17 protein-coding genes are annotated in these 20,665 nt (G+C 41.8%); 12 read left to right on the top strand and 5 right to left on the bottom strand.

The features are described from left to right. Positions 1 to 545 precede the first annotated feature (545 nt). The 6 genes from WA256_RS16855 (at position 546) to WA256_RS16830 (ending at position 7,763) form a co-directional block, all read left to right on the top strand. Complete coding sequence (locus WA256_RS16855) at positions 546 to 1,799, top strand: efflux RND transporter periplasmic adaptor subunit (RefSeq protein ID WP_335992691.1); 1,254 nt, start codon at positions 546 to 548, stop codon at positions 1,797 to 1,799. 21 nt (positions 1,800 to 1,820) lie between these two features. Beyond that, the gene (locus WA256_RS16850; RefSeq protein ID WP_054551528.1) at positions 1,821 to 2,528 is read left to right on the top strand and encodes an ABC transporter ATP-binding protein; all 708 of its coding nucleotides are present in this window, start codon (positions 1,821 to 1,823) and stop codon (positions 2,526 to 2,528) included. A gap of 2 nt (positions 2,529 to 2,530) precedes the next feature. After that, positions 2,531 to 3,844, top strand: coding sequence for an ABC transporter permease (locus tag WA256_RS16845; protein WP_335992686.1), 1,314 nt, complete (start codon positions 2,531 to 2,533; stop codon positions 3,842 to 3,844). A gap of 11 nt (positions 3,845 to 3,855) precedes the next feature. Next, positions 3,856 to 5,061, top strand: a complete 1,206-nt coding sequence (locus tag WA256_RS16840) for an ABC transporter permease (RefSeq protein WP_063527443.1) — start codon at positions 3,856 to 3,858, stop codon at positions 5,059 to 5,061. Between the two features lie 81 nt (positions 5,062 to 5,142). Next, positions 5,143 to 6,471, top strand: coding sequence for a sigma-54-dependent transcriptional regulator (locus WA256_RS16835; protein ID WP_335992685.1), 1,329 nt, complete (start codon positions 5,143 to 5,145; stop codon positions 6,469 to 6,471). Beyond that, on the top strand, positions 6,471 to 7,763 hold the full coding sequence (locus tag WA256_RS16830; protein ID WP_335992684.1) for a sensor histidine kinase: 1,293 nt from the start codon (positions 6,471 to 6,473) through the stop codon (positions 7,761 to 7,763). The genes WA256_RS16835 and WA256_RS16830 overlap by 1 nt, the downstream gene beginning before the upstream one ends. 55 nt (positions 7,764 to 7,818) lie before the next feature. Here WA256_RS16830 and WA256_RS16825 read toward each other — a convergent pair whose 3' ends face one another. After that, positions 7,819 to 8,157: a Grx4 family monothiol glutaredoxin gene (locus WA256_RS16825; protein WP_054551536.1), complete on the bottom strand. Its 339-nt coding sequence runs from the start codon at positions 8,155 to 8,157 to the stop codon at positions 7,819 to 7,821. A gap of 264 nt (positions 8,158 to 8,421) precedes the next feature. Between WA256_RS16825 and WA256_RS16820 the strand changes: the two genes are divergently transcribed. The 5 genes from WA256_RS16820 to WA256_RS16800 all read left to right on the top strand — a co-directional run bounded on the left by WA256_RS16820 (position 8,422) and on the right by WA256_RS16800 (position 14,901). Beyond that, positions 8,422 to 9,003 carry a superoxide dismutase gene (locus tag WA256_RS16820; RefSeq protein WP_062564577.1) on the top strand — a complete coding sequence of 194 codons (582 nt, stop codon included), beginning with the start codon at positions 8,422 to 8,424 and terminating at the stop codon, positions 9,001 to 9,003. Between the two features lie 239 nt (positions 9,004 to 9,242). Then, complete coding sequence (locus WA256_RS16815; RefSeq protein WP_054551538.1) at positions 9,243 to 11,165, top strand: PrkA family serine protein kinase; 1,923 nt, start codon at positions 9,243 to 9,245, stop codon at positions 11,163 to 11,165. 26 nt (positions 11,166 to 11,191) lie between these two features. Beyond that, entirely contained in the window at positions 11,192 to 12,478 is a 1,287-nt protein-coding gene (locus tag WA256_RS16810; protein WP_130167088.1) for a YeaH/YhbH family protein, read from the top strand. 20 nt (positions 12,479 to 12,498) lie between these two features. Then, positions 12,499 to 14,013 carry a SpoVR family protein gene (locus WA256_RS16805; protein WP_335992683.1) on the top strand — a complete coding sequence of 505 codons (1,515 nt, stop codon included), beginning with the start codon at positions 12,499 to 12,501 and terminating at the stop codon, positions 14,011 to 14,013. Between the two features lie 6 nt (positions 14,014 to 14,019). After that, positions 14,020 to 14,901, top strand: a complete 882-nt coding sequence (locus WA256_RS16800) for a universal stress protein (protein ID WP_062564580.1) — start codon at positions 14,020 to 14,022, stop codon at positions 14,899 to 14,901. 55 nt (positions 14,902 to 14,956) lie between these two features. Here the strand turns inward: WA256_RS16800 and WA256_RS16795 are convergent, their stop codons facing one another. Beyond that, complete coding sequence (locus WA256_RS16795; RefSeq protein ID WP_054561730.1) at positions 14,957 to 15,919, bottom strand: sensor domain-containing diguanylate cyclase; 963 nt, start codon at positions 15,917 to 15,919, stop codon at positions 14,957 to 14,959. A 3-nt stretch (positions 15,920 to 15,922) separates the two neighbouring features. After that, positions 15,923 to 16,927, bottom strand: a complete 1,005-nt coding sequence (locus tag WA256_RS16790; protein WP_054561731.1) for a response regulator — start codon at positions 16,925 to 16,927, stop codon at positions 15,923 to 15,925. 205 nt (positions 16,928 to 17,132) lie between these two features. On the opposite strand from WA256_RS16790, the gene tpx reads away from it, so the two are divergent. Next, positions 17,133 to 17,714 (top strand): thiol peroxidase, encoded by a 582-nt coding sequence (tpx, locus tag WA256_RS16785; RefSeq protein ID WP_335992682.1) that lies wholly within the window; start codon positions 17,133 to 17,135, stop codon positions 17,712 to 17,714. A gap of 78 nt (positions 17,715 to 17,792) precedes the next feature. On the opposite strand, the gene adk is transcribed toward tpx, so the two are convergent. Then, positions 17,793 to 18,437 (bottom strand): adenylate kinase, encoded by a 645-nt coding sequence (gene adk, locus WA256_RS16780; RefSeq protein WP_036967590.1) that lies wholly within the window; start codon positions 18,435 to 18,437, stop codon positions 17,793 to 17,795. Positions 18,438 to 18,616: 179 nt separating this feature from the next. Then, positions 18,617 to 20,530 (bottom strand): molecular chaperone HtpG, encoded by a 1,914-nt coding sequence (htpG, locus tag WA256_RS16775; protein ID WP_304637303.1) that lies wholly within the window; start codon positions 20,528 to 20,530, stop codon positions 18,617 to 18,619. Between the last annotated feature and the right edge of the window lie 135 nt (positions 20,531 to 20,665).

Raw genomic sequence — 20,665 nt, 5'->3', positions numbered from 1 at the left:
AAATTCTATGCTATTTTTTTACATTTAGTCGCATTTTACCCGTTATTTTTTTATGACACTGGTGTCAAATTTAACAACTTGTAAAAAAACAATCTAAAAACCCGCTTCTTTACGTTAACGTAAACTGCACTTTATTTTGAATAATTATTCACATTATGAATATCAATGCAGTATTTTACGGGGTCTCGGCTAACCTAACTGCATCATTATTTACTCTTGGCTTTAGCATAGTTACAAACTATGTATCTGAGCAGACTACCTTAGTCGCAATGACTGAGTTCTTTACCCTTGCGTCAACAATCAGCAATTTAAAAGTGTCCGCTGCGGACACTTTTTCTGTCCGCGGACAGGCTTCAACTCACCAATAAAACATAAAATCATTAAAAATCAATAAATTAAAAACTGGCACGCTACTGGTATAGATAAGACATCAGCGAAATTGAGGATTTCAAAATGTTCACTATCAGTTTGTTTATGGCTTCTCCACTTACCATGCTTGCCGTTGGCTTCATGATTGTGTGTTTTGAGAATCGTAAGGAGTTATGATGATTAAGGATACCAGTGCCCAAGATATTACCGTGGCGAAGAAAAGCACCATTAAAAAGCCACTTAAAATAGCTGCAGGTGTAATACTTGTTGGTGCGCTTGGCTTTCAAGCATTGTTTGCCAGTAACGATGGCAGCATTTCGGTTGATGCAGCAAGCCTACAAATTAGTGAAGTAAGCCAAAAGACACTCACCAGAGATGTGGCAGCGAGCGGTAAAATCGTTGCAGCTAATGCGCCAAAGGTTTACAGCCCTGAACGCGGCTTTGTCGATTTAAAAGTAAAAGCCGGTGATAGCGTTGAAGTCAATGAAGTGATCGCAACCGTAACCAGCCCTGAGCTAACAAACGAGCTAAAACAGCAACAATCAGTATTAGCGCGATTAGAAGGCGAATTACAGCGCAAGCAACTTGAAGCGCGTAGACAAAAGTTGAGCCTGACTAAAGCACTAGATTTAGCGCAAGTTGAACTCAATGCCGCAGATAGAGAAAACCGCCGAGCAAAAATCTCAATCGAAAAACATTTAATTAGCCAAATAGATTTAGAAAAAGCCGTTGATGACTTAGCTCGTGCCAAGCTTTCATATAAGCACGCCGAGCAAGAAGTCAGCTTAGCAAAAGATACCCTCGCATTTGAGCTAAAAGCAGCAGAGCGTGATCTGGCACGTCAGCAACTAATTGTTGATGACTTACTCAGACAAGTAAATGAACTCACTATTACCGCGAGTGTAAGCGGTATTGTGGGTAACTTATTAGTGCAACAAAAAGAAGCGGTCACACAAAGCCAACCACTAATGACATTGGTCGATTTAAGTAACTTTGAAGCAGAACTGCAAGTACCAGAAAGCTACGCCAATGAGCTGGGTCTTGGTATGCAAGTAGAACTTACTTTAGGCGCACGTCATGTAACAGGCACCCTTTCGGCTATTTCGCCTGAAGTGAATAATCGCGAGGTCACTACCCGCGTACGCTTTGACAATGAGATTTCTGGCATTCGCCAAAACCAACGCTTAACCGCACGTATTTTATTAGAGAATCGCGACAATGTATTGCAGGTAAAACGCGGCGCATTCTTACAACAAGGTGGCACCCATGCTTATAAAGTTGACGGTGACATGGCTTATTTAATCGATATAAAAACCGGTGCAAGCAGTATCAATGCTGTCGAGATTATCGAAGGCGTAGAGCCTGGCGATAAGTTAATTATCTCGAATTACGATCGCTTTAAAAAAGCATCCACACTGGTTTTACGCTAACAAATAAAAGGAATAATCAACATGCTTACAATGAACAACATCAGCAAAGTGTATCAAACAGATATGGTACAAACGCACGCCCTTCGCGACTTTAATCTACAAGTTGAAGAAGGTGAGTTTATCGCAGTAACGGGCCCAAGTGGCTCAGGTAAAACCACATTTTTAAACATCGCCGGTATGTTAGAACCATTTAGCGAAGGCCAATACATGTTAGACGGTATTGATGTGGGTAAACTAAACGACAACCAGCGTGCTGACTTACGTAATCAAAAAATTGGTTTTATTTTCCAAGGCTTCAACCTTATTCCAGATTTGAACCTCTATGAAAATATTGAAGTACCACTGCGTTATCGCGGTATTAAAGCTGCTGAGCGTAAGCGCCGAATTGAGCAATGCCTAGAGCAAGTTGGTTTAGCATCACGCGCTAAACACTTACCGCAACAACTTTCTGGTGGTCAACAGCAACGTGTGGCCATTGCCAGAGCTCTTGCAGGTGAACCGCGCTTTTTACTTGCCGATGAGCCAACTGGTAATTTAGACAGTTTAATGGCCCGTCAAGTAATGGAGCTACTTGAACAAATCAACCGGGATGGCGCAACCATCATCATGGTTACCCATGATCCAGAGCTTGCCCGCAGAGCACCACGTAACATCCAAGTTGTTGACGGCCAACTAGCTGACTTCACCTTGTATCAAGGCACTCAAAACCTTAAAGCGGCTGGAGTGTAACCATGTTCCTTCATTATTTAGATTTAAGCTGGCGCAGCTTTAAGCGCACGCCACTTGTGAGCTTTTTAATGGTACTGGCCATTGCCATTGGTATTGGCGTAACCATGACAAGCTTATCTGTGTATCACATGATGTCGGCAGATCCTATTCCTGAAAAAAGTAGCGACCTTTATTCTGTGCAGTTACAAACCATGGATGAAGGCCGTACGTGGTGGACAGTCGATAACATGCCACTGCAATTAACTTATCAAGATGCCGTTAACCTTAATCAGGCCAAAGAAGGTGGCAAACGTGTCACTATGGTTAGAACGGGTTTTTCAGTTTATTTAGACTCAGACAAAGTAAAACCATTTATTGGTCAAGCACGCCTAACCACCCCAGATTTTTTCGATATGTTTAACCTATCGTTTATTTATGGTGGGGTTTGGAGCGCGCAACAAGAAGCCGATGCAGCCCCTGTTGTGGTGATCAATAAAGAATTAAACGACAAACTATTCGCAGGTGAAAACCCGGTAGGCAAAATGGTGTACCTTGATGATGCCAGCTACGAAGTTATTGGCGTGATTGATGATTGGAATATCACCACCAAATACTATGACCTAAATAACGGTGCATTTAATAAGACCGAGCAACTATTTTTACCATTTAGCCTAATGAAAGCCCGAGAGCTTGAAAACTGGGGTAATACCAATGGTTGGAAGCACGAAAAAACCAATACCTTTAACGACAAGCTCAATTCTGAAATGGTTTGGTTACAATTTTGGGTTGAATTAAAAACACCTGCAGAAAAACAAGCTTACCAAGACTTTTTAATGGCCTATATGCAAGAGCAACAAAAGCTAGGTCGTTTTAACCGCGATAAATTAACCGCCACCTTACGCGATGTAAATGAGTGGATGCAGTACAACAATGTCGTTAGCGAAGACAACGAAATTCTGGTTGGCCTAAGCTTTATGTTTTTGGCGGTATGCCTTGCCAACATTTTAGGTTTATTACTAGCGAAATTTTTACGCCGCGCTCCGGAAGTCGGTGTGCGCCGTGCATTAGGTGCCAGCAAACGCCAAATATTCTTTCAACATATTGTTGAGGTAGCGATGTTAGGTTTCTTAGGTGGCATCTTGGGTATTATTTTGGCACAAGTAGGTTTGTTAGGCGTACGTCAAAGCTATAGCTACTACCAAAGCTTAGCCACTATGGACTTAACCATGCTACTTAGCGCACCTGTGATTGCAATTAGCACCTGTGTGATAGCGGGTCTATACCCTGCTTGGCTGGTATGTAAAACCAACCCTGCTATTTATCTTAAGAGCCAATAAGGAAGACACCCATGTTAGAAATTAAACCTATCTTTCACGCCTTATGCCGCTCAAAAGTTGGCGCCATTTTATTACTGATCCAAATTGCCATCACCACTGCAATTGTTAGTAATGCGGCGTTTATTATCCAAGACAGAGTTAGCTATTTAAGCCAAGAAACAGGCTACCCTGAACAAGACATTTTCGTTTTTAATGTCATGATGTTTGGCAAAGATGTGTCACCGTCTCAGCAATATGAACTTGATGAAGCCATGCTTCGTCAAATACCTGGGGTAGTCGATGCTGCTTATTCAAGTAACACACCGCTTTCGGGCAGTGGTTCTTCGTCTGATTTTAGCTTAAAACCAGCACCTGAAGAGAGTAAATCAGCCCGTACTTCATACATGTTTATCGATGAGCATGGTATCAATACCTATGGTGTAAAACTCATTGCTGGGCGTAACTACACCGAAGATGAAGTGATTGTCACCGATAACTATGATGAGCTTTCAAAAGTAACCGTTGTCACTAAAACTCTACTCGATGAGCTATTCCCTGACGGCAATGGTTTAGGCCAAACTGTCTATTTTGGTGATATTCCAATGAAAATAATTGGCGTAATAGATCTTATGAAGGGCCCATGGCTTAAAGACAGCCGCCCAGATAACGTAGCACTGCTGCCTTTTATTAAGCCTGGTACAAATGCACGCTTTGTGGTTAGAACAGAGCCTGGTCAACGTCAATCAGTCATGAACCGTGTTGAAGAAGCCATGCTGAAAAACTACAACAAACGTGTTATTTCTCGCATTCGTGGCTTAGATGACGATAAAGAGTCATACATGGCTGAAGATACATTAATGATGCGCATGCTGATTGTACTTATTACTATTTTAGTGTTGGTGACGGCCCTGGGTATTTTCGGCTTAACGCTGTTCAATATTAGCAAGCGTACTAAACAAATAGGTACTCGCCGCGCTTTAGGCGCCAGAAAATCTGCCATCATTAGCTACTTCTTAGTTGAAAACGCCATGATATGTATAGTTGGTTTAGTGATTGGTGTGATTGCTGCCGTGTATTTAGGACAATTACTGATGCAGCACTTTTCAATTGCTCAGCTTGATATTAGCTACGTGCTTGCTACGGCGCTGGCAGTGTTCGTTATGAGTTTATTAGCAGTACTTGCCCCTGCAAAACGGGCGGCGAATATCTCACCGAGCATTGCAACTCGAACAATTTAGTTCTCCCAACCTATGCTACACTGGATTAACAGTGTAGCATTCATCTTGCACCCTTATTAGGAAAATAACTAAAACAATAATATGGAAAAAATACTGATCGTCGACGATAACCCAGCCATTTTGGATGCATTGTCGTTATTACTCGAAATTCACGGTTTTGATGTTGTTACAGCAAGTAACTCGTTTGAGGCAATTCAGGCCGTACAATACCAACGTATTGCGCTTGTTATTCAAGACATGAATTTCACCGCCGACACCACTTCCGGCGAAGAAGGCAAGGAACTTTTTTATGCCTTACGAGACATTAATCCTCACCAACCGATTATTTTGATCACCGCATGGACAGAGCTTTCTACTGCCGTTGAACTTGTCAAAGCTGGGGCGGCTGATTATTTACCAAAACCATGGGACGATGCCAAGCTACTTACTTGTGTACATAACCTAATCGAGCTGGGTAAAGCAAAACAACAAAACGAAACCTTTACCCGCCATCAGCAAGAACGTGACGCATCTGTACAACAAGCAAATTTAGTAGGCTTGGTTTATAAAAGTACCGCTATGGAGCACATTGTTAATCTTGCGATTCAAGTGGCTAAATCGGATATTTCAGTACTGATCACAGGCCCCAACGGTAGTGGTAAAGAACGCATTGCACAAATAATACAAGCCAATTCATTATTAGCTGATAAACCCTTTATCACTGTTAATGCGGGTGCTTTACCAAGCGAGCTTATTGAGGCTGAGTTATTTGGTGCCGAAGCGGGCGCCTATACAGGTATTACTAAACAGCGTATTGGTCGTTTTGAAGCGGCCGATGGTGGCACCCTATTTTTAGACGAAATTGGTAACTTACCACTTTCTGGGCAAATGAAATTATTACGCATTTTACAAACCGGTGAATTTGAACGTTTAGGTTCAACACAAACACGTAAAGTGAATGTGCGTGTGATTTCAGCAACCAATGAAGATTTAAGCCATGCAATTAAAGCAGGTCAATTTCGGGAAGACCTTTACTACCGCTTAAATGTTATTGAGTTAAATTTACCAAGCCTTGCCCATCGCCCAGATGATATTTTAGCTTTGGTCGCACACTTTTTACCTGAGCGCACACTGTCACTAAGCACAGAAAAAGCCCTGCTCGCCCATAGCTGGCCGGGTAATGTTCGTGAGCTTGAAAATGCCTGTAAACGTGCTGCAGTTTTAAAACCCACAGGGGTGATTGAGCTTGCTGATTTTGGCTTACAAGTTGAAACAAACACCCCAACACAAACAAGAGTTGAGCCTAACAAACAAGAGATCGAACTTGCCATGCGTGAGTACAAAGGTGTGATTGCTAAAGTGGCTCGCCATTTTGGCTTAAGCCGCCAAGCGCTTTATCGCAGACTTGATAAATTTAAGATTGAATACTAATGCGTTTTTCGTTTCGATATAAAATCATAACCTTATGTATTGCAGCATCTGCATTGCCGCTTGTGTTAGTTTGTTATTTTGCGGGCATAAGCTTGCTTTACAGCCTATTAGCCCTACTCGCTTGCACCTTGATCAGCGGATTCTTTGCCGCGCAATTATCAGCTCCGCTCATTGATGGTATGAACTCACTCGAAACCGGGCTGCTTAATTTTAAAGATGGTGAGCTGGCTACATTATTAGCTTATGATGGCAGCGATGAACTTGGTGATTTATGCCGGCTTTATAATCAAACCGCAAAACAGCTTCGCCAAGAAAAACAATGGATTTATCAGCGTGAGTTGATGCTCGACAAAGTACTGCAAAGCTCGCCACAAGCCGTGCTTTTGACCAACGACCAAGGCTTTATTGTTTATAGCAACCACAGTGCCCGCAGCTTACTCGATGCTAAATCAGCCCTTGAAGGCGCCAAGCTTGAAAACTTACTAGATTCAAGCTGCGAGCAATTAACGCGTGCGATTCACAAAGGCGTTGATGGTTTATTTACCCTCGACAAAGCAGACCAAGAATCACAAACTTGGCATATGGCAACAGGCCGATTATTACTTAATAATCAGTTTCATCAACTGTATGTTTTTAAACAGCTGACTCGCGAGCTAAGCCGCCAAGAAGTAGAGGTATGGAAAAAAGTTATTCGTATCATTAGCCATGAGCTTAACAACTCCCTAGGGCCAATGTCGTCGATGCTTCATAGCGCGCAACTATTAACGAAAGAAGTCGATGAACCACGTTTAAAACGGGTATTTACCACCATTGAAGAGCGCATAAAACACCTTAATGAGTTTGTACAAGGCTATGGTAAATTTGCCAAGTTACCCACCCCTCAACTATCAACGATTAACTGGCCGACACTGATTGAGCAATTAAAAAGTCAGTGGCAGGTCGAGGTATCACTTGATGAGCGAGTGACAACTGATGCTGATCACACTCAGCTCGAACAGTTACTTATAAACTTATTAAAAAATGCCTATGAATCGGGTTCAAACCCCGAAGATGTCAGCTTAACTGTGCAACAAGAAGCAAGTGGCACACACATTACGGTGAGTGATAAAGGCAAAGGCATGAGTGAAGCTGTAATGGCAAACGCACTTATTCCCTTTTACTCAACCAAAGCAACAGGCAGTGGCTTAGGGCTAGCACTTTGCAGGGAAATAGTTGAAGCACACCACGGGCAAATTAGCTTGCATAACCGCGAGCAAGGTGGATTAAGCGTCCATGTTTTGCTGCCAGCTTGATAAATTTGATATAAAAAAAGCCGCAATCAGCGGCTTCTTTCTACACTAAATATAATTATTCAGCGTCTTTTTCTTTGTACTTTGCAGCTGTTTCAGTGATTAGTGGCTGTAATTCACCACGTTGAAACATTTCGATGATAATGTCACAACCACCGATAAGCTCGCCTTCTACCCATAGTTGTGGGAATGTTGGCCAGTTTGCGTATGCAGGTAACTCTGCACGGATATCTGGGTTAAGTAGAATGTCAACGTAAGCAAACTGCTCACCACACGCCATAAGTGCTTGTGATGCTTGTGAAGAAAAACCACAGTTAGGTAACTTTGGTGATCCTTTCATGTAAAGAAGGATAGGATTTTCAGAAATTTGCTGTTTAATTTTATCGATGGTTTCCATTTACAACCTCAAAAAAGACATTGGCTTACTACATTGGCCTTGAAAAAGTTTCACTGTGGCCTCAGATATATAACTTAAAATCGGCATTCGTAGCCACAATTTTAAATAGTCTTTAGCAATAGCATTGCTGTTTGCTAAAACTTGAGTAAAATACTCAACAATTATAGTAACACTATAATACCACTTGGTATAGGGAAGTACGCGGTTTACCTTGCTATTACCTATAACTGAGTGGACTATCAACCAAGAAGATGGAGATAAAAAATGGCATTTGAACTACCGTCACTACCATACGCAATCGATGCATTAGAGCCACATATTTCAAAAGAGACTCTAGAGTTTCACCACGGTAAACACCACAACACTTACGTTGTGAAATTAAACGGTCTGATCCCAGGCACAGAATTCGAAAACAAATCTCTAGAAGAAATCGTATGTTCTTCAGAAGGTGGCGTATTTAACAATGCTGCACAAATCTGGAACCACACGTTCTACTGGAACAGCCTATCTCCAAACGGCGGTGGCGAGCCTACAGGCGCAATCGCTGACGCGATCAACGCTAAATGGGGTTCTTTCGAGGCATTCAAAGAAGCGTTAAACGACAAAGCAGTAAACAACTTCGGTTCAAGCTGGACTTGGTTAGTTAAACTAGCTGACGGCACACTTGATATCGTTAACACATCAAATGCTGCAACGCCTTTAACTGATGAAGGTGTTACTCCAATCCTAACTGTGGATCTTTGGGAACACGCTTACTACATCGATTACCGTAACGTTCGTCCAGATTACCTAAAAGGTTTCTGGGCTTTAGTTAACTGGGACTTCGCGAACGCTAACTTCGCTTAATCTTCTGTTACACACAGTAATCAAAAAAAGACGCTTCGGCGTCTTTTTTATTGCCAGTGCACGCCCCTTCTAAGTCGCAGCCGAGCCCTCAGCCAAAAAGCGTAATCAAGATGAGCTTTTTTCAATTAAATTCTTAATTTTCTTGCGCAAAAATTCAAAATCGTGACTAAGCTTTAATTAGCCTTTGCTTTTCTCTTAATCTAATTACACGTCATTTTAGCGGGTTTTCGGAGGTCTCTATGAGTATTTTTGAGCATTACCAATCACGATACGAAGCAGCGCAAGAAGAAGAATACAGTATTGAGGAATTTCTCGAGATCTGTAAGAAGGATAAATCAGCTTATGCCAGCGCACCTGAACGGCTACTGATGGCCATTGGTGAGCCGGAGATTATCGACACATCAACCGATGCGCGCTTAAGCAGGCTCTTTTCTAATCGCGTAGTTGCACGCTACCCTGCATTTCACGATTTTTATGGTATGGAAGATGCCATTGAACAAATTGTCTCTTATTTAAAACATGCTGCGCAAGGCTTAGAAGAATGTAAGCAAGTACTGTATTTACTTGGCCCGGTGGGTGGCGGTAAATCATCAATTGCTGAAAAGCTAAAATACTTAATGCAGCAGGTACCTATTTACTCAATCAAAGGCTCGCCTGTTAACGACCACCCTTTAGCGTTATTTGACCCAAATGAAGACGCAGAGCTTTTAGAAAAAGAATACGGCATTAAACCGCGTTATTTAAAAACCGTGATGTCACCATGGGCTGCAAAACGCTTAAGCGAATTTAACGGTGATATTAGCCAATTTAGAGTGGTTAAGCGCTTCCCATCTATTTTAAATCAAGTCGCGATTGCGAAAACAGAGCCTGGCGATGAAAACAATCAAGACATTTCAGCGTTAGTGGGTAAAGTCGATATTCGCCAGCTTGAGCACTTTGCACAGAACGACCCTGATGCCTATGCCTACTCAGGTGCACTTTGTTTAGCGAACCAAGGCTTAATGGAATTTGTGGAAATGTTTAAAGCGCCAATCAAGGTGCTACACCCACTGCTTACAGCAACGCAAGAAGGCAATTACAACGGCACAGAAGGCATTAGCGCCCTGCCGTTTAATGGCATGATTTTAGCTCACTCAAACGAATCTGAGTGGCAAACATTTAAGAACAACAAAAACAATGAAGCATTTTTAGACCGTGTTTACATCGTCAAAGTGCCTTATTGTTTACGTGTGTCTGAAGAAGTTAAGATCTACAATAAGCTTCTTGAAAACAGTGAATTACATGATGCACCTTGTGCACCGGGCACATTAAAAACACTGGCACAATTTACCACTCTTTCTCGTATTAAAGAGCCAGAAAACTCAAGTATTTATTCAAAAATGCGGGTGTATGATGGCGAAAGCTTAAAAGATACTGATCCGAAAGCTAAGTCGTATCAAGAATACCGCGATTACGCGGGTGTTGATGAGGGCATGACAGGGCTTTCTACTCGCTTTGCGTTCAAGATCCTATCGCGGGTATTTAACTTCGATACCACTGAAGTGGCAGCCAACCCAGTGCACTTATTCTATGTTCTTGAACAGCAAATTGAGCGAGAGCAATTTACCGCCGATGTTGAAGAGCGTTACTTAAGCCACTTAAAAGGATACCTCATTCCTCAGTATGTAGAGTTTATCGGGAAAGAGTTACAAACAGCCTATTTAGAATCGTACTCAGAATATGGGCAAAACATCTTTGACCGCTACGTCACTTATGCAGATTTCTGGATCCAAGATCAAGAATACCGTGACCCAGATACAGGCCAGCTATTTGACCGTGCAGCTCTTAACGCAGAACTTGAGAAGATTGAAAAACCTGCGGGTATTTCAAACCCTAAAGATTTCCGTAATGAGATAGTTAATTTCGTACTGCGGGCGCGTGCCCACAACCAAGGCAAGAATCCGCTTTGGACCAGCTACGAAAAACTTCGCACAGTTATTGAGAAGAAAATGTTCTCAAATACCGAAGATCTGCTGCCGGTTATTTCCTTCAATGCGAAAACCTCGGCTGAAGATCAGAAAAAACACGAAGACTTTGTCAATCGTATGGTTGAGAAAGGCTATACCCAAAAACAAGTACGTTTACTTTCTGAATGGTATTTACGCGTTAGAAAATCGCAGTAAAAAACGTTTGTTTTAAGGGGGTTGTTATGGCGCATTTTATTGACCGACGCCTGAATGGAAAAAACAAAAGTACCTTGAATCGTCAACGGTTCATCAGGCGTTATAAAAAACAGATTAAAGAAGCGGTATCTGATGCCATTAATAAGCGCAGCGTAACCGATACCACCAGCGGCGAGAGTATCTCTATTCCGCAGCGTGATATCAGTGAGCCTATTTTTCATCAAGGACGTGGTGGCGACCGTGAACAGATCCACCCAGGAAATGACCAATTCTCTACGGGCGACAAAATCAAGCGCCCGCAAGGAGGCGGTCAAGGTGGTGGTAGCGGCGAAGGTGAAGCCAGTGACTCTGGTGAAGGACAAGACGACTTTGTATTTTCTATTTCAAAAGATGAATACTTAGATTTACTGTTCGAAGATCTTGAACTGCCCAACCTGCAACAAAACCAGCTCGATAAACTGGTGCAGATGAAAACCCATCGCGCTGGTTTTTGTAACGACGGCATGCCAAGCAATATTGATATTGTTCGCTCATTGCAAGGCTCGCTTGCTCGAAGAGTGGCAATGACTGCAGGCAAAAAACGTCACCTTGCAGAGCTTGAGGGTCAGCTCGCTCTGCTACAAGCTGAAGAGCAGCCAGACAAGGCGGCAATTGCTTTACTTGAACGACAAATTGAGGAGCTGCAAAACCGCATTAAAGCAGTGCCATTTATTGATAATTACGACTTACGTTTTCGTAATTATGAAAAGCAACCACACCCAACAAGCAAGGCTGTGATGTTTTGTTTAATGGATGTGTCTGGCTCGATGGATCAAGCAACGAAAGACATGGCAAAACGCTTTTATATTCTGCTTTATCAATTTTTAACTCGTAGCTACAAAAATATAGAGGTTGTTTATATTCGCCATCATACCCAAGCGAAAGAAGTCGACGAGCAAGAGTTTTTCTATTCTCAAGAAACGGGTGGCACCATAGTATCAAGTGCATTAAAACTGATGAACGAAATCATCGCCGAGCGCTATAATCCAGAAGAGTGGAATATTTACGCAGCGCAAGCCTCTGATGGCGATAACTGGGCCGATGATTCGCCAAACTGTGGCGAAATTTTACGTAATAAACTGTTAAAGGCGGTGCGCTATTACGCCTATATCGAAATTACTGCCCGTGCTCATCAAAGTTTATGGCGAGAGTATCAATCAATAGTGCAAACCCACGACAATTTTGCCATGCAACACATTCGTGGCGTTGAGGACATTTACCCTATTTTCCGTGAATTATTTAAAAAGAATCGTCAGCAGCAAGGCGCCGCATAGCCTTGCCAGTGAGGTAAAGTATGGCCGATAAACGTATTAGCGACGGTCCTGATTGGACATTTGATCTACTAACAGAGTATCAAACTGAGATTGAACGGGTAGCGAAAATTTATAAGCTCGATACCTACCCTAATCAAATTGAGGTGATCACTGCTGAACAAATGATGGATGCCTATTCGAGTGTGGGAATGCCGATTGGCTATAGCCACTGGTCGTATGGTAAAAAATTCATTCAAACAGAGCAAAACTATAAACGTGGGCAAATGGGCCTCGCTTATGAAATTGTTATTAACTCAGATCCTTGCATTGCTTATTTAATGGAAGAAAACACACTGCCTATGCAAGCCTTGGTAATGGCCCACGCTTGCTATGGTCACAACTCATTTTTTAAAGGCAATTACTTATTCAAAACATGGACTGATGCCAGCTCAATTATCGATTACTTATTATTTGCCAAAAATTACATTGCCAAGTGCGAAGAGAAATACGGTATTACCGAGGTCGAAAACCTGATTGATTCATGCCATGCGTTAATGAATTATGGTGTCGACCGCTACAAGCGCCCGCAACGTATTTCACTTTTTGAAGAACAAAAACGCCAACAAGAACGTGAAGACTACTTACAATCACAAGTCAACGAGTTGTGGCGCACAATCCCTACTTCGCAGCAAGAGTCGAAAAAGCGTGAGCGCCGTTTTCCAGAAGAGCCACAAGAAAACATTTTGTACTTCATCGAAAAAAATGCGCCGCTGCTAGAGTCATGGCAACGAGAAATAATTCGAATTGTGCGTAAAATTTCGCAATATTTTTACCCACAAAAACAAACTCAAGTGATGAATGAGGGCTGGGCTACGTTTTGGCATTACACCATTTTGAACCACCTGTACGACGAAGGTAAGCTCACCGATGCCTTTATGCTTGAGTTTTTACAAAGTCACACCAATGTGGTGTATCAACCGCCCTATAACAGCAATTATTATTCAGGGATCAACCCCTATGCTCTTGGCTTTAACATGATGGTTGATATTCGCCGTATTTGTGAAAATCCAACAGAAGAAGACAAGAAATGGTTTCCGGAGTATGCCGGCAGTGATTGGTTAGAAACCCTGCACTTTGCATTGCAAAACTTTAAAGATGAGAGCTTTATTAGCCAGTTTTTATCACCAAAAATTATTCGTGATTTTAAGTTGTTTACCATTATTGATCATGAAAAAGAGCCGACCCTCAATGTCGGTGCCATCCATGATGAAATGGGCTATCACCAGGTTCGTGAAACCTTATCGGCACAATACAATCTAAGTAATCACGAACCAAATATTCAAGTCTATAATGTTGATATTAGAGGAGATCGTTCACTTACTCTGCGTTATGTACCGCATAACAATATTCCGTTAGCTAAATCAAAAGATGAAGTGTTAAAACACCTTTACAGGCTATGGGGCTTTAAGGTAAAACTGGAACAAGAAACCGCAACAGGTGAAGTTTCATTATTGGGTGAATGCCCAAGCAGTGATACCCGACACACAACAGAGTAGCCAAAAATGAATAAAAAAATACTGGTGATCATCGACTCTACAGCCGATGCTAAAACGTCTATATTACATGCAAAGCAAAAAGCCAAAGGCGTGAAGCATATTGATATTGTTGCTTTTAGCTACGAAGACACCAATAACATTTTATTCTCTATTCCACCTGATGAAGCGCTCGCTATTCAAGACAAAGAGCTCGCTAAAGTCCGTGCAGCACTTGCTCCACTTATCAGTGAACATTTAGATGATGGTAGCTATACTTTGCAAACCCTGTGGCATGAAAGCCCAGTACAGTGGCTAGCCAATGAGCTTGATACGTCAGATTATGAAATGGTGATTAAAACTCGTCACATCGACGAAGAAACGCAATTTACAGAGCTAGACTGGCAGCTTATTCGCTTTAGCCCACTACCGCTTTATTTAGCCGCCGATAACAAGTGGCGTAACAATACCAATGTACTGGCAGCCCTTGATTTAGGCAGTGAGAAGGCGACTAAATACTGTTTAAACGAAGCAATTATCAAAGCAGGCTTAGCCTATGCAAAAGACTACGACAGCGAGTTTTATGCTTGTTATACCGTACATGTATCGCCGTTTTTACGTGATTTAGGCATTGTATTTTCAGATGAGCAAGTGATTAACGCCTTTGAAAAGCTACCCGTAGCACAGCGTACCTTAATCGAAGCCCACGACTTAAAAGACAAGCTTAAAATCAAAGCCGGTGTCGTTGAGCAAGTGATCCCAAGTGTTGCAGCTAAATTAAATGCAGACTTAGTGATTATGGGGTCGGTGGGTAATACAGGTATTAAAGGTCATCTAATTGGTAATACTGCCGAAAAAGTCATGAAGCTACTTAAAACAGATATTCTTGTTCTACCGCCACTCGGGGTTTAACCCGCAAACTTAACCAAGTTGATATCAAAAAGGGGCTTATTTGCCCCTTCTTTATTTATAAATCTGTATAAGCTGTGACCTTGTTACGGCCATTTTCTTTTGAGTGATATAAAGCTTTATCGGCTGCTTCAACCCACTTTTCGTAGCGATCAAACTTCTCGTCGAAGCACGCAAAACCAATACTGACCGTCAGTTGGATTTGTTTGCCATCAAAGTAAATTGATGAGTTCTCAATCAGTGTTCTTAATCGCTCAGCAAAGATATGCGCACCTTCATGATCAGTATCAAGCAAGGTTACCGCAAACTCTTCACCACCATAGCGACCTGCTAAGTCTGTTTCACGTAGAGTTTTACGTAGTAAGTCTGCAATATGACGCAGCGCCTCATCACCGCCGCGATGGCCATGCTCATCGTTAACCTTTTTAAAGTGATCGATATCAAACATTAATAAGCTGCTACATCCGCCACTGCGCACAATTCGCATATATTCTTTGCGTAGCTTTTCTTCCCAATAACCACGGTTAGTAAGCTTAGTAAGTGCATCGGTACGGCTCATTTGTTCAAGCTTACTGTTGGCTTCTTCTAGCTCTTTTTTATTCACCGCTTCATCGGTTACATCATAGATAATGATACAGATATGCGATACTTCACCTGTGGTCGTCGTCAGCGGAATAAAGGTGGCATTTTGATACATATGATCCGCTTTACCGGTAATTGGGCGGTAATTTTTGAAACGGAAAATATACGGCTGCTGCTCCCAAATAGTAAACGAGCGATTATTTAGAATGAATACAGACTCAGATTTGCTGCGAAACCACTTTTCATCGATTGATGGAAATAAGTCAAACAGGTCTTTATCTTTCACCGCGCTTGGCAATAAGCCAGAATGGTTTTCCATAAACCCATTCCAGATGCATACTTTGTAGTCTCTATCGAGCACCACTAGGCCTACATCAACGGTATTAAACATATCCATTAACCAATGGAGTTCATTCATATTAAAATCGGCTGCAGGCATAGTTTAGTCTTCTAATAAATAAGCTACTTTGTACTTAAGGGTTTTTAATGAGTCCTCGGTGAACAGCAACATCAAATCACAGTTAATATTATGATTTTCGATGCCATAGCTGATCTCAATCGCCAGCGTTCGTTGCCAGCGAGATTTATTGGCTTTTACTAAATCGGTCACATCACAATGCTGTCCTAGCACCACAGGGTGACCTTGGCTAAAACGCATATCGAGCTGTTTAGAAAGCCCTGATAAAATCGCGCCAATTAGAATATTGCTGACATCCATCAGCAGCTCAAGCTCAACTTTATCGTTAAGCTCACCTTCGTAATTCATAAGTGACGCAATTTCTTTAAAACTTGAATCATTTAATAGCAATAAGGCTTCACCAGATACACCACCACCGATAAAACCTTGGCACACACCAGATGTAGTGGCATTCGCATCAATCGAGCGTAAAGCCATATCGAGCTCATTTACCTCTAATACATTTACATTAGGAATAGGAAGCTTTACGAATACATTAAGAAGACGCGCTAATAAGTCCCCTGCTTGCCCCATAGCCACGTTTGTGAGCTCTTGATAGATGTCACGTACATCAGGGTCAACTTGCTCACCTAGCTTATTAGCAAGGCGCTCACGCATGGCTTTATCTTTAATGCCATGGTGCTCGATGATATTAGCAAGCTTTTCTGCAGAGCAAGGTTTTTGAATAAAGTCGATAGCGCCTAACTCAAGCACACGTTGGTGAGCGTTAGGCTGAATATCGCCAGACACAACCACGGTGAGAACATGAAGGTCTTGTTCTTGAATAGCTTGAAGTACTTCGTAGCCATCCATTTCAGGCATGTTTAAATCGAGAAACAGTATTTCAGGCTGAATTTTTTTGATTTGCTCAATACAGTGAACACCGTCTTCAGCAAACTCAACTTTAATATCCCAATCATCGGGTAAAGAGCGTGCTAATTGTCGACGAGCTAACTTTGAATCATCACAAACTAATACCGATGTTGACATACTCTCTCTCTAAATCCGTACTTTTTAACTAGACGCGAATTAGCCTAGCAACTTTATTCTTATTTTTATATATAAAAAATAGGGTCACGAACACATGTTAATCAAACTACTGGTTATTTACAATTTTAAATTGTACTAATCCTTGGAGCCACCTCATGAGTATAATACACTGATGTTAAATGCGTTAATTTGAAGGAATCTTATTATGTTACGTCCACTTATATTTGCATTAAGTGCAGTGTGCACGTTTAGTTATGCAGGTGATTTATCAGAAAATGGTTTAGATGCTGGTAAGGTTTCTGCCCAGTCTAAGCCAGTCACTTTACTAGGACAAGGTGTTGAAGTTGGTCAAAAAGCGCCTAATTTTAAAGTAGTAGATGGCAGCTTTACGCCAGTCACACTAGACAACTATCAAGGCCAAGCCGTGCTTTTAAGCGTTGTGCCAAGTTTAGACACCGGTGTATGTAGTATTCAAACCAAACACTTTAATGAAAAAGTAGCTTCAGACTACCCAAGTGTGGCGATGCTAACCTTAAGCGCAGACTTACCGTTCGCACAGAAGCGTTTTTGTAAAGCGGAGAATATAGACAAAGTAGTGACTTTATCTGACTCAGTATGGCGTGACTTTGGTAAGAACTATGGTTTGATTATCAAAGATATGGGCTTGTTAACCCGCGCCGTATTTGTGCTCGATAAAGAACATAACATCGTTTACAAGCAGCTTGTCGATAACCTTTCAAAAGAGCCTGATTACGACGGCGCTATTGCGGCATTAAAGAAACTGTAAAGCGCAATTTTTACTTGCAGTGAGACAGACATAAAAAAACCGCCCACCGGCGGTTTTTTTATGTCAACAATTAGGCTATTAACCTAAAAGCTCACCAAGTTGTTGGCTAACAGCTTCAACAGCTTGAGTACCGTCTAATTTGTGGTACTGAGTGTTGCCTGCTTTTGCTTCAGCTTGGTAGTAATCAACTAATGGTTTAGTTTGGTCGTGGTAAATACCTAAACGCTTACGTACTGTCTCTTCAGTGTCGTCATCACGAATGATTAGGTCTTCACCTGTGATGTCATCTTTGCCATCAACTTTAGGTGGATTATAAACAACGTGATAAACACGGCCAGAGCCAGGGTGTACGCGACGGCCGCCCATACGCTCAACGATAATTTCATCAGCAACGTCAAATTCGATAACGTGATCAACTACCACGCCATTCTCTTTCATTGCATCTGCTTGAGGAATAGTACGAGGGAAACCATCTAGTAAGAAACCTTTTTCGCAATCTGGCTTAGCAATGCGCTCTTTAACTAGACCGATAATAATTTCGTCAGATACTAATTGACCTGCATCCATTACTTTTTTAGCTTCAAGACCAAGTGGTGTACCTTCTTTGATTGCTGCACGCAGCATATCGCCCGTAGAAATTTGTGGAATACCGTATTTGTCCATCAAAAACTGAGCTTGAGTACCTTTACCTGCACCCGGCGCGCCCAAAAGAATAATGCGCATATCATTGTCCTCTGTGTGATACTAATCTTAAAAAATGGTCGATCAGTGGAGTTTTGTTTTTAGAGCCTGAATTCTTCCACAACTAAGGCTATACCTCAAGTAACTTATACCAATTGCCTATATTAGCGGAATAAAAAAGGGAGCTTCGCTCCCTTTTCCAACTCATTGCGCTAAAACGCTTATTTGCTTAAATCTAGCATAAGTTTGTTCAAACGAGTTACAAAGCCTGCAGGGTCTTTTAAAGTACCGCGCTCAGCCAGTAATGCTTGATCTAGAAGTACTTGTGACCACTGAGCAAACTTGTCTTCGTCTTGTTCAACATTTAGGTGTTTAACAAGCTGATGCTCTGGGTTAAGCTCAAAAATTGGCTTTTGCTCAGGCACTGTTTGACCAACTGATTCCATTAACTTTTGCATTTGCGAGCTCATATCGTGCTCATCTGCAACAACACATGCAGGCGAGTCAGTTAGACGGTGCGTAAAGCGTACGTCTTTAACGTTATCACCTAGTGCAGTTTTAATGCGCTCAACTAGGCCTGCAACTTCTTTTTCTGACTCTTCTTGCGCTTTTTTCGTTTCTTCATCATCCATGTTGCCTAAATCTAAGTCACCACGAGTGATTGACTGGAATGATTTTTCGCTGAACTCTGTTAAGTAGCTCATCATCCACTCATCAACACGGTCGCTTAGAAGCAATACTTCGATACCCTTCTTACGGAAGATCTCTAGGTGTGGTGAGTTCTTCGCAGCAGCAAATGAATCAGCAACTACATAGTAGATTTTGTCTTGCTCTGGCTTCATACGCTCAATGTATTGCTCAAGCGATACATTTTGTGTGCTTTCATCTGTATGTGTAGAAGCAAAACGCAGTAGCTTAGCAATCGCTTCTTTGTTTGCCATATCTTCAGCAGGGCCTTCTTTTAACACCTGACCAAATTCATTCCAGAACGTTTGGTAATCTTCTTCGCGGTTTTTCGCCATGCGCTCAAGCATTTTCAGTACACGCGATGTACAACCTTTACGAATTGCTTGCGTTACCTTGTTGTCTTGTAAGATTTCACGCGACACATTTAGTGGTAAATCGTTTGAATCAAGTAAACCTTTCACAAAACGTAAATAGCTTGGCATGAACTGCTCGGCGTCATCCATAATGAAAACGCGTTGCACATACAGTTTCAAACCAGATTGACGCTCACGGTTCCATAAATCGAAAGGTGCTTTTTTCGGGATGTATAACAAGCTAGTGTATTCTGTTTTACCTTCAACCTTGTTATGTGCCCAGCTTAGTGGCTCTTCCCAATCATGGCCGATATGCTTATAAAACTCTTTGTACTCTTCGTCTGTTACTTCAGACTTATCGCGAGTCCATAGTGCTGTTGCGCGGTTAATACCTTCCCACTCGCCTGGCTGCGCTGGAATTTTCTCGCCGTCAGGACCTTCTGATTCAGGTACTTCTGCTTTATACATTTCTACTGGAATAGAAATATGGTCTGAATACTTAGTTACGATGCTACGTAAACGGAACTCATCAGCAAACTCTGTTTCGTCTTCACGAAGGTGAAGAATGATTTCAGTACCACGTGATGGTTTATCAATCTCTTGTAATGTGTACTCACCTTCGCCTGCAGATTGCCATTCAATACCTTGGCTTTCACCTGCTTTACGCGTACGCACTGTTACTTTGTCAGCAACGATAAACGCTGAGTAAAAACCAACACCAAATTGACCAATCAATTGTGAATCTTTGCTTTGGTCACCAGTTAGGTTTTGGAAAAATTCTGCGGTGCCTGATTTTGCAATTGTACCTAGTGAATTGATCACATCTTCACGACTCATACCAATACCGTTATCAGTAATGGTGACCGTGTTTGCTTCTTTATCGGCACTGATACGTACTTTTAGTTCCGCATCGTTTTCGTATAAATCGCCATTAGAAAGCGCAAGGAAACGTAATTTATCTGCCGCATCTGACGCGTTTGATACAAGCTCACGTAGGAAAATCTCTTTATTAGAGTAAAGAGAGTGAATCATCAGGTTTAATAGTTGTTTGACTTCTGTTTGAAAGCCTAATGTTTCTTTTTGTGCTGCAGTCATTGTGTAAATCTCCAATTAACAAAGTGTCTAATCTGCACTATGACTCTTTATATGGGGCAGGCTTTTTGAACTTCAAGGCAAAAAATTAAATTTACGGCTAAATTGGGGAGCTATACACAAAAAAGCCTGCTTAAA

The sequence above is a fragment of the Pseudoalteromonas sp. CH_XMU1449-3 genome (genome assembly GCF_037027245.1).
Taxonomy (GTDB): domain Bacteria; phylum Pseudomonadota; class Gammaproteobacteria; order Enterobacterales; family Alteromonadaceae; genus Pseudoalteromonas; species Pseudoalteromonas shioyasakiensis.
This window is presented reverse-complemented; position numbering and strand designations above follow the sequence as displayed.

Coding starts and splice junctions, on each gene's coding strand:
- WA256_RS16855 (WP_335992691.1), top strand. CDS start 546: ATGATTAAGGATACCAGTGCCCAAGATATTACCGTGGCGAAGAAAAGC.
- WA256_RS16850 (WP_054551528.1), top strand. CDS start 1,821: ATGCTTACAATGAACAACATCAGCAAAGTGTATCAAACAGATATGGTA.
- WA256_RS16845 (WP_335992686.1), top strand. CDS start 2,531: ATGTTCCTTCATTATTTAGATTTAAGCTGGCGCAGCTTTAAGCGCACG.
- WA256_RS16840 (WP_063527443.1), top strand. CDS start 3,856: ATGTTAGAAATTAAACCTATCTTTCACGCCTTATGCCGCTCAAAAGTT.
- WA256_RS16835 (WP_335992685.1), top strand. CDS start 5,143: ATGGAAAAAATACTGATCGTCGACGATAACCCAGCCATTTTGGATGCA.
- WA256_RS16830 (WP_335992684.1), top strand. CDS start 6,471: ATGCGTTTTTCGTTTCGATATAAAATCATAACCTTATGTATTGCAGCA.
- WA256_RS16825 (WP_054551536.1), bottom strand. CDS start 8,157: ATGGAAACCATCGATAAAATTAAACAGCAAATTTCTGAAAATCCTATC.
- WA256_RS16820 (WP_062564577.1), top strand. CDS start 8,422: ATGGCATTTGAACTACCGTCACTACCATACGCAATCGATGCATTAGAG.
- WA256_RS16815 (WP_054551538.1), top strand. CDS start 9,243: ATGAGTATTTTTGAGCATTACCAATCACGATACGAAGCAGCGCAAGAA.
- WA256_RS16810 (WP_130167088.1), top strand. CDS start 11,192: ATGGCGCATTTTATTGACCGACGCCTGAATGGAAAAAACAAAAGTACC.
- WA256_RS16805 (WP_335992683.1), top strand. CDS start 12,499: ATGGCCGATAAACGTATTAGCGACGGTCCTGATTGGACATTTGATCTA.
- WA256_RS16800 (WP_062564580.1), top strand. CDS start 14,020: ATGAATAAAAAAATACTGGTGATCATCGACTCTACAGCCGATGCTAAA.
- WA256_RS16795 (WP_054561730.1), bottom strand. CDS start 15,919: ATGCCTGCAGCCGATTTTAATATGAATGAACTCCATTGGTTAATGGAT.
- WA256_RS16790 (WP_054561731.1), bottom strand. CDS start 16,927: ATGTCAACATCGGTATTAGTTTGTGATGATTCAAAGTTAGCTCGTCGA.
- tpx (WP_335992682.1), top strand. CDS start 17,133: ATGTTACGTCCACTTATATTTGCATTAAGTGCAGTGTGCACGTTTAGT.
- adk (WP_036967590.1), bottom strand. CDS start 18,437: ATGCGCATTATTCTTTTGGGCGCGCCGGGTGCAGGTAAAGGTACTCAA.
- htpG (WP_304637303.1), bottom strand. CDS start 20,530: ATGACTGCAGCACAAAAAGAAACATTAGGCTTTCAAACAGAAGTCAAA.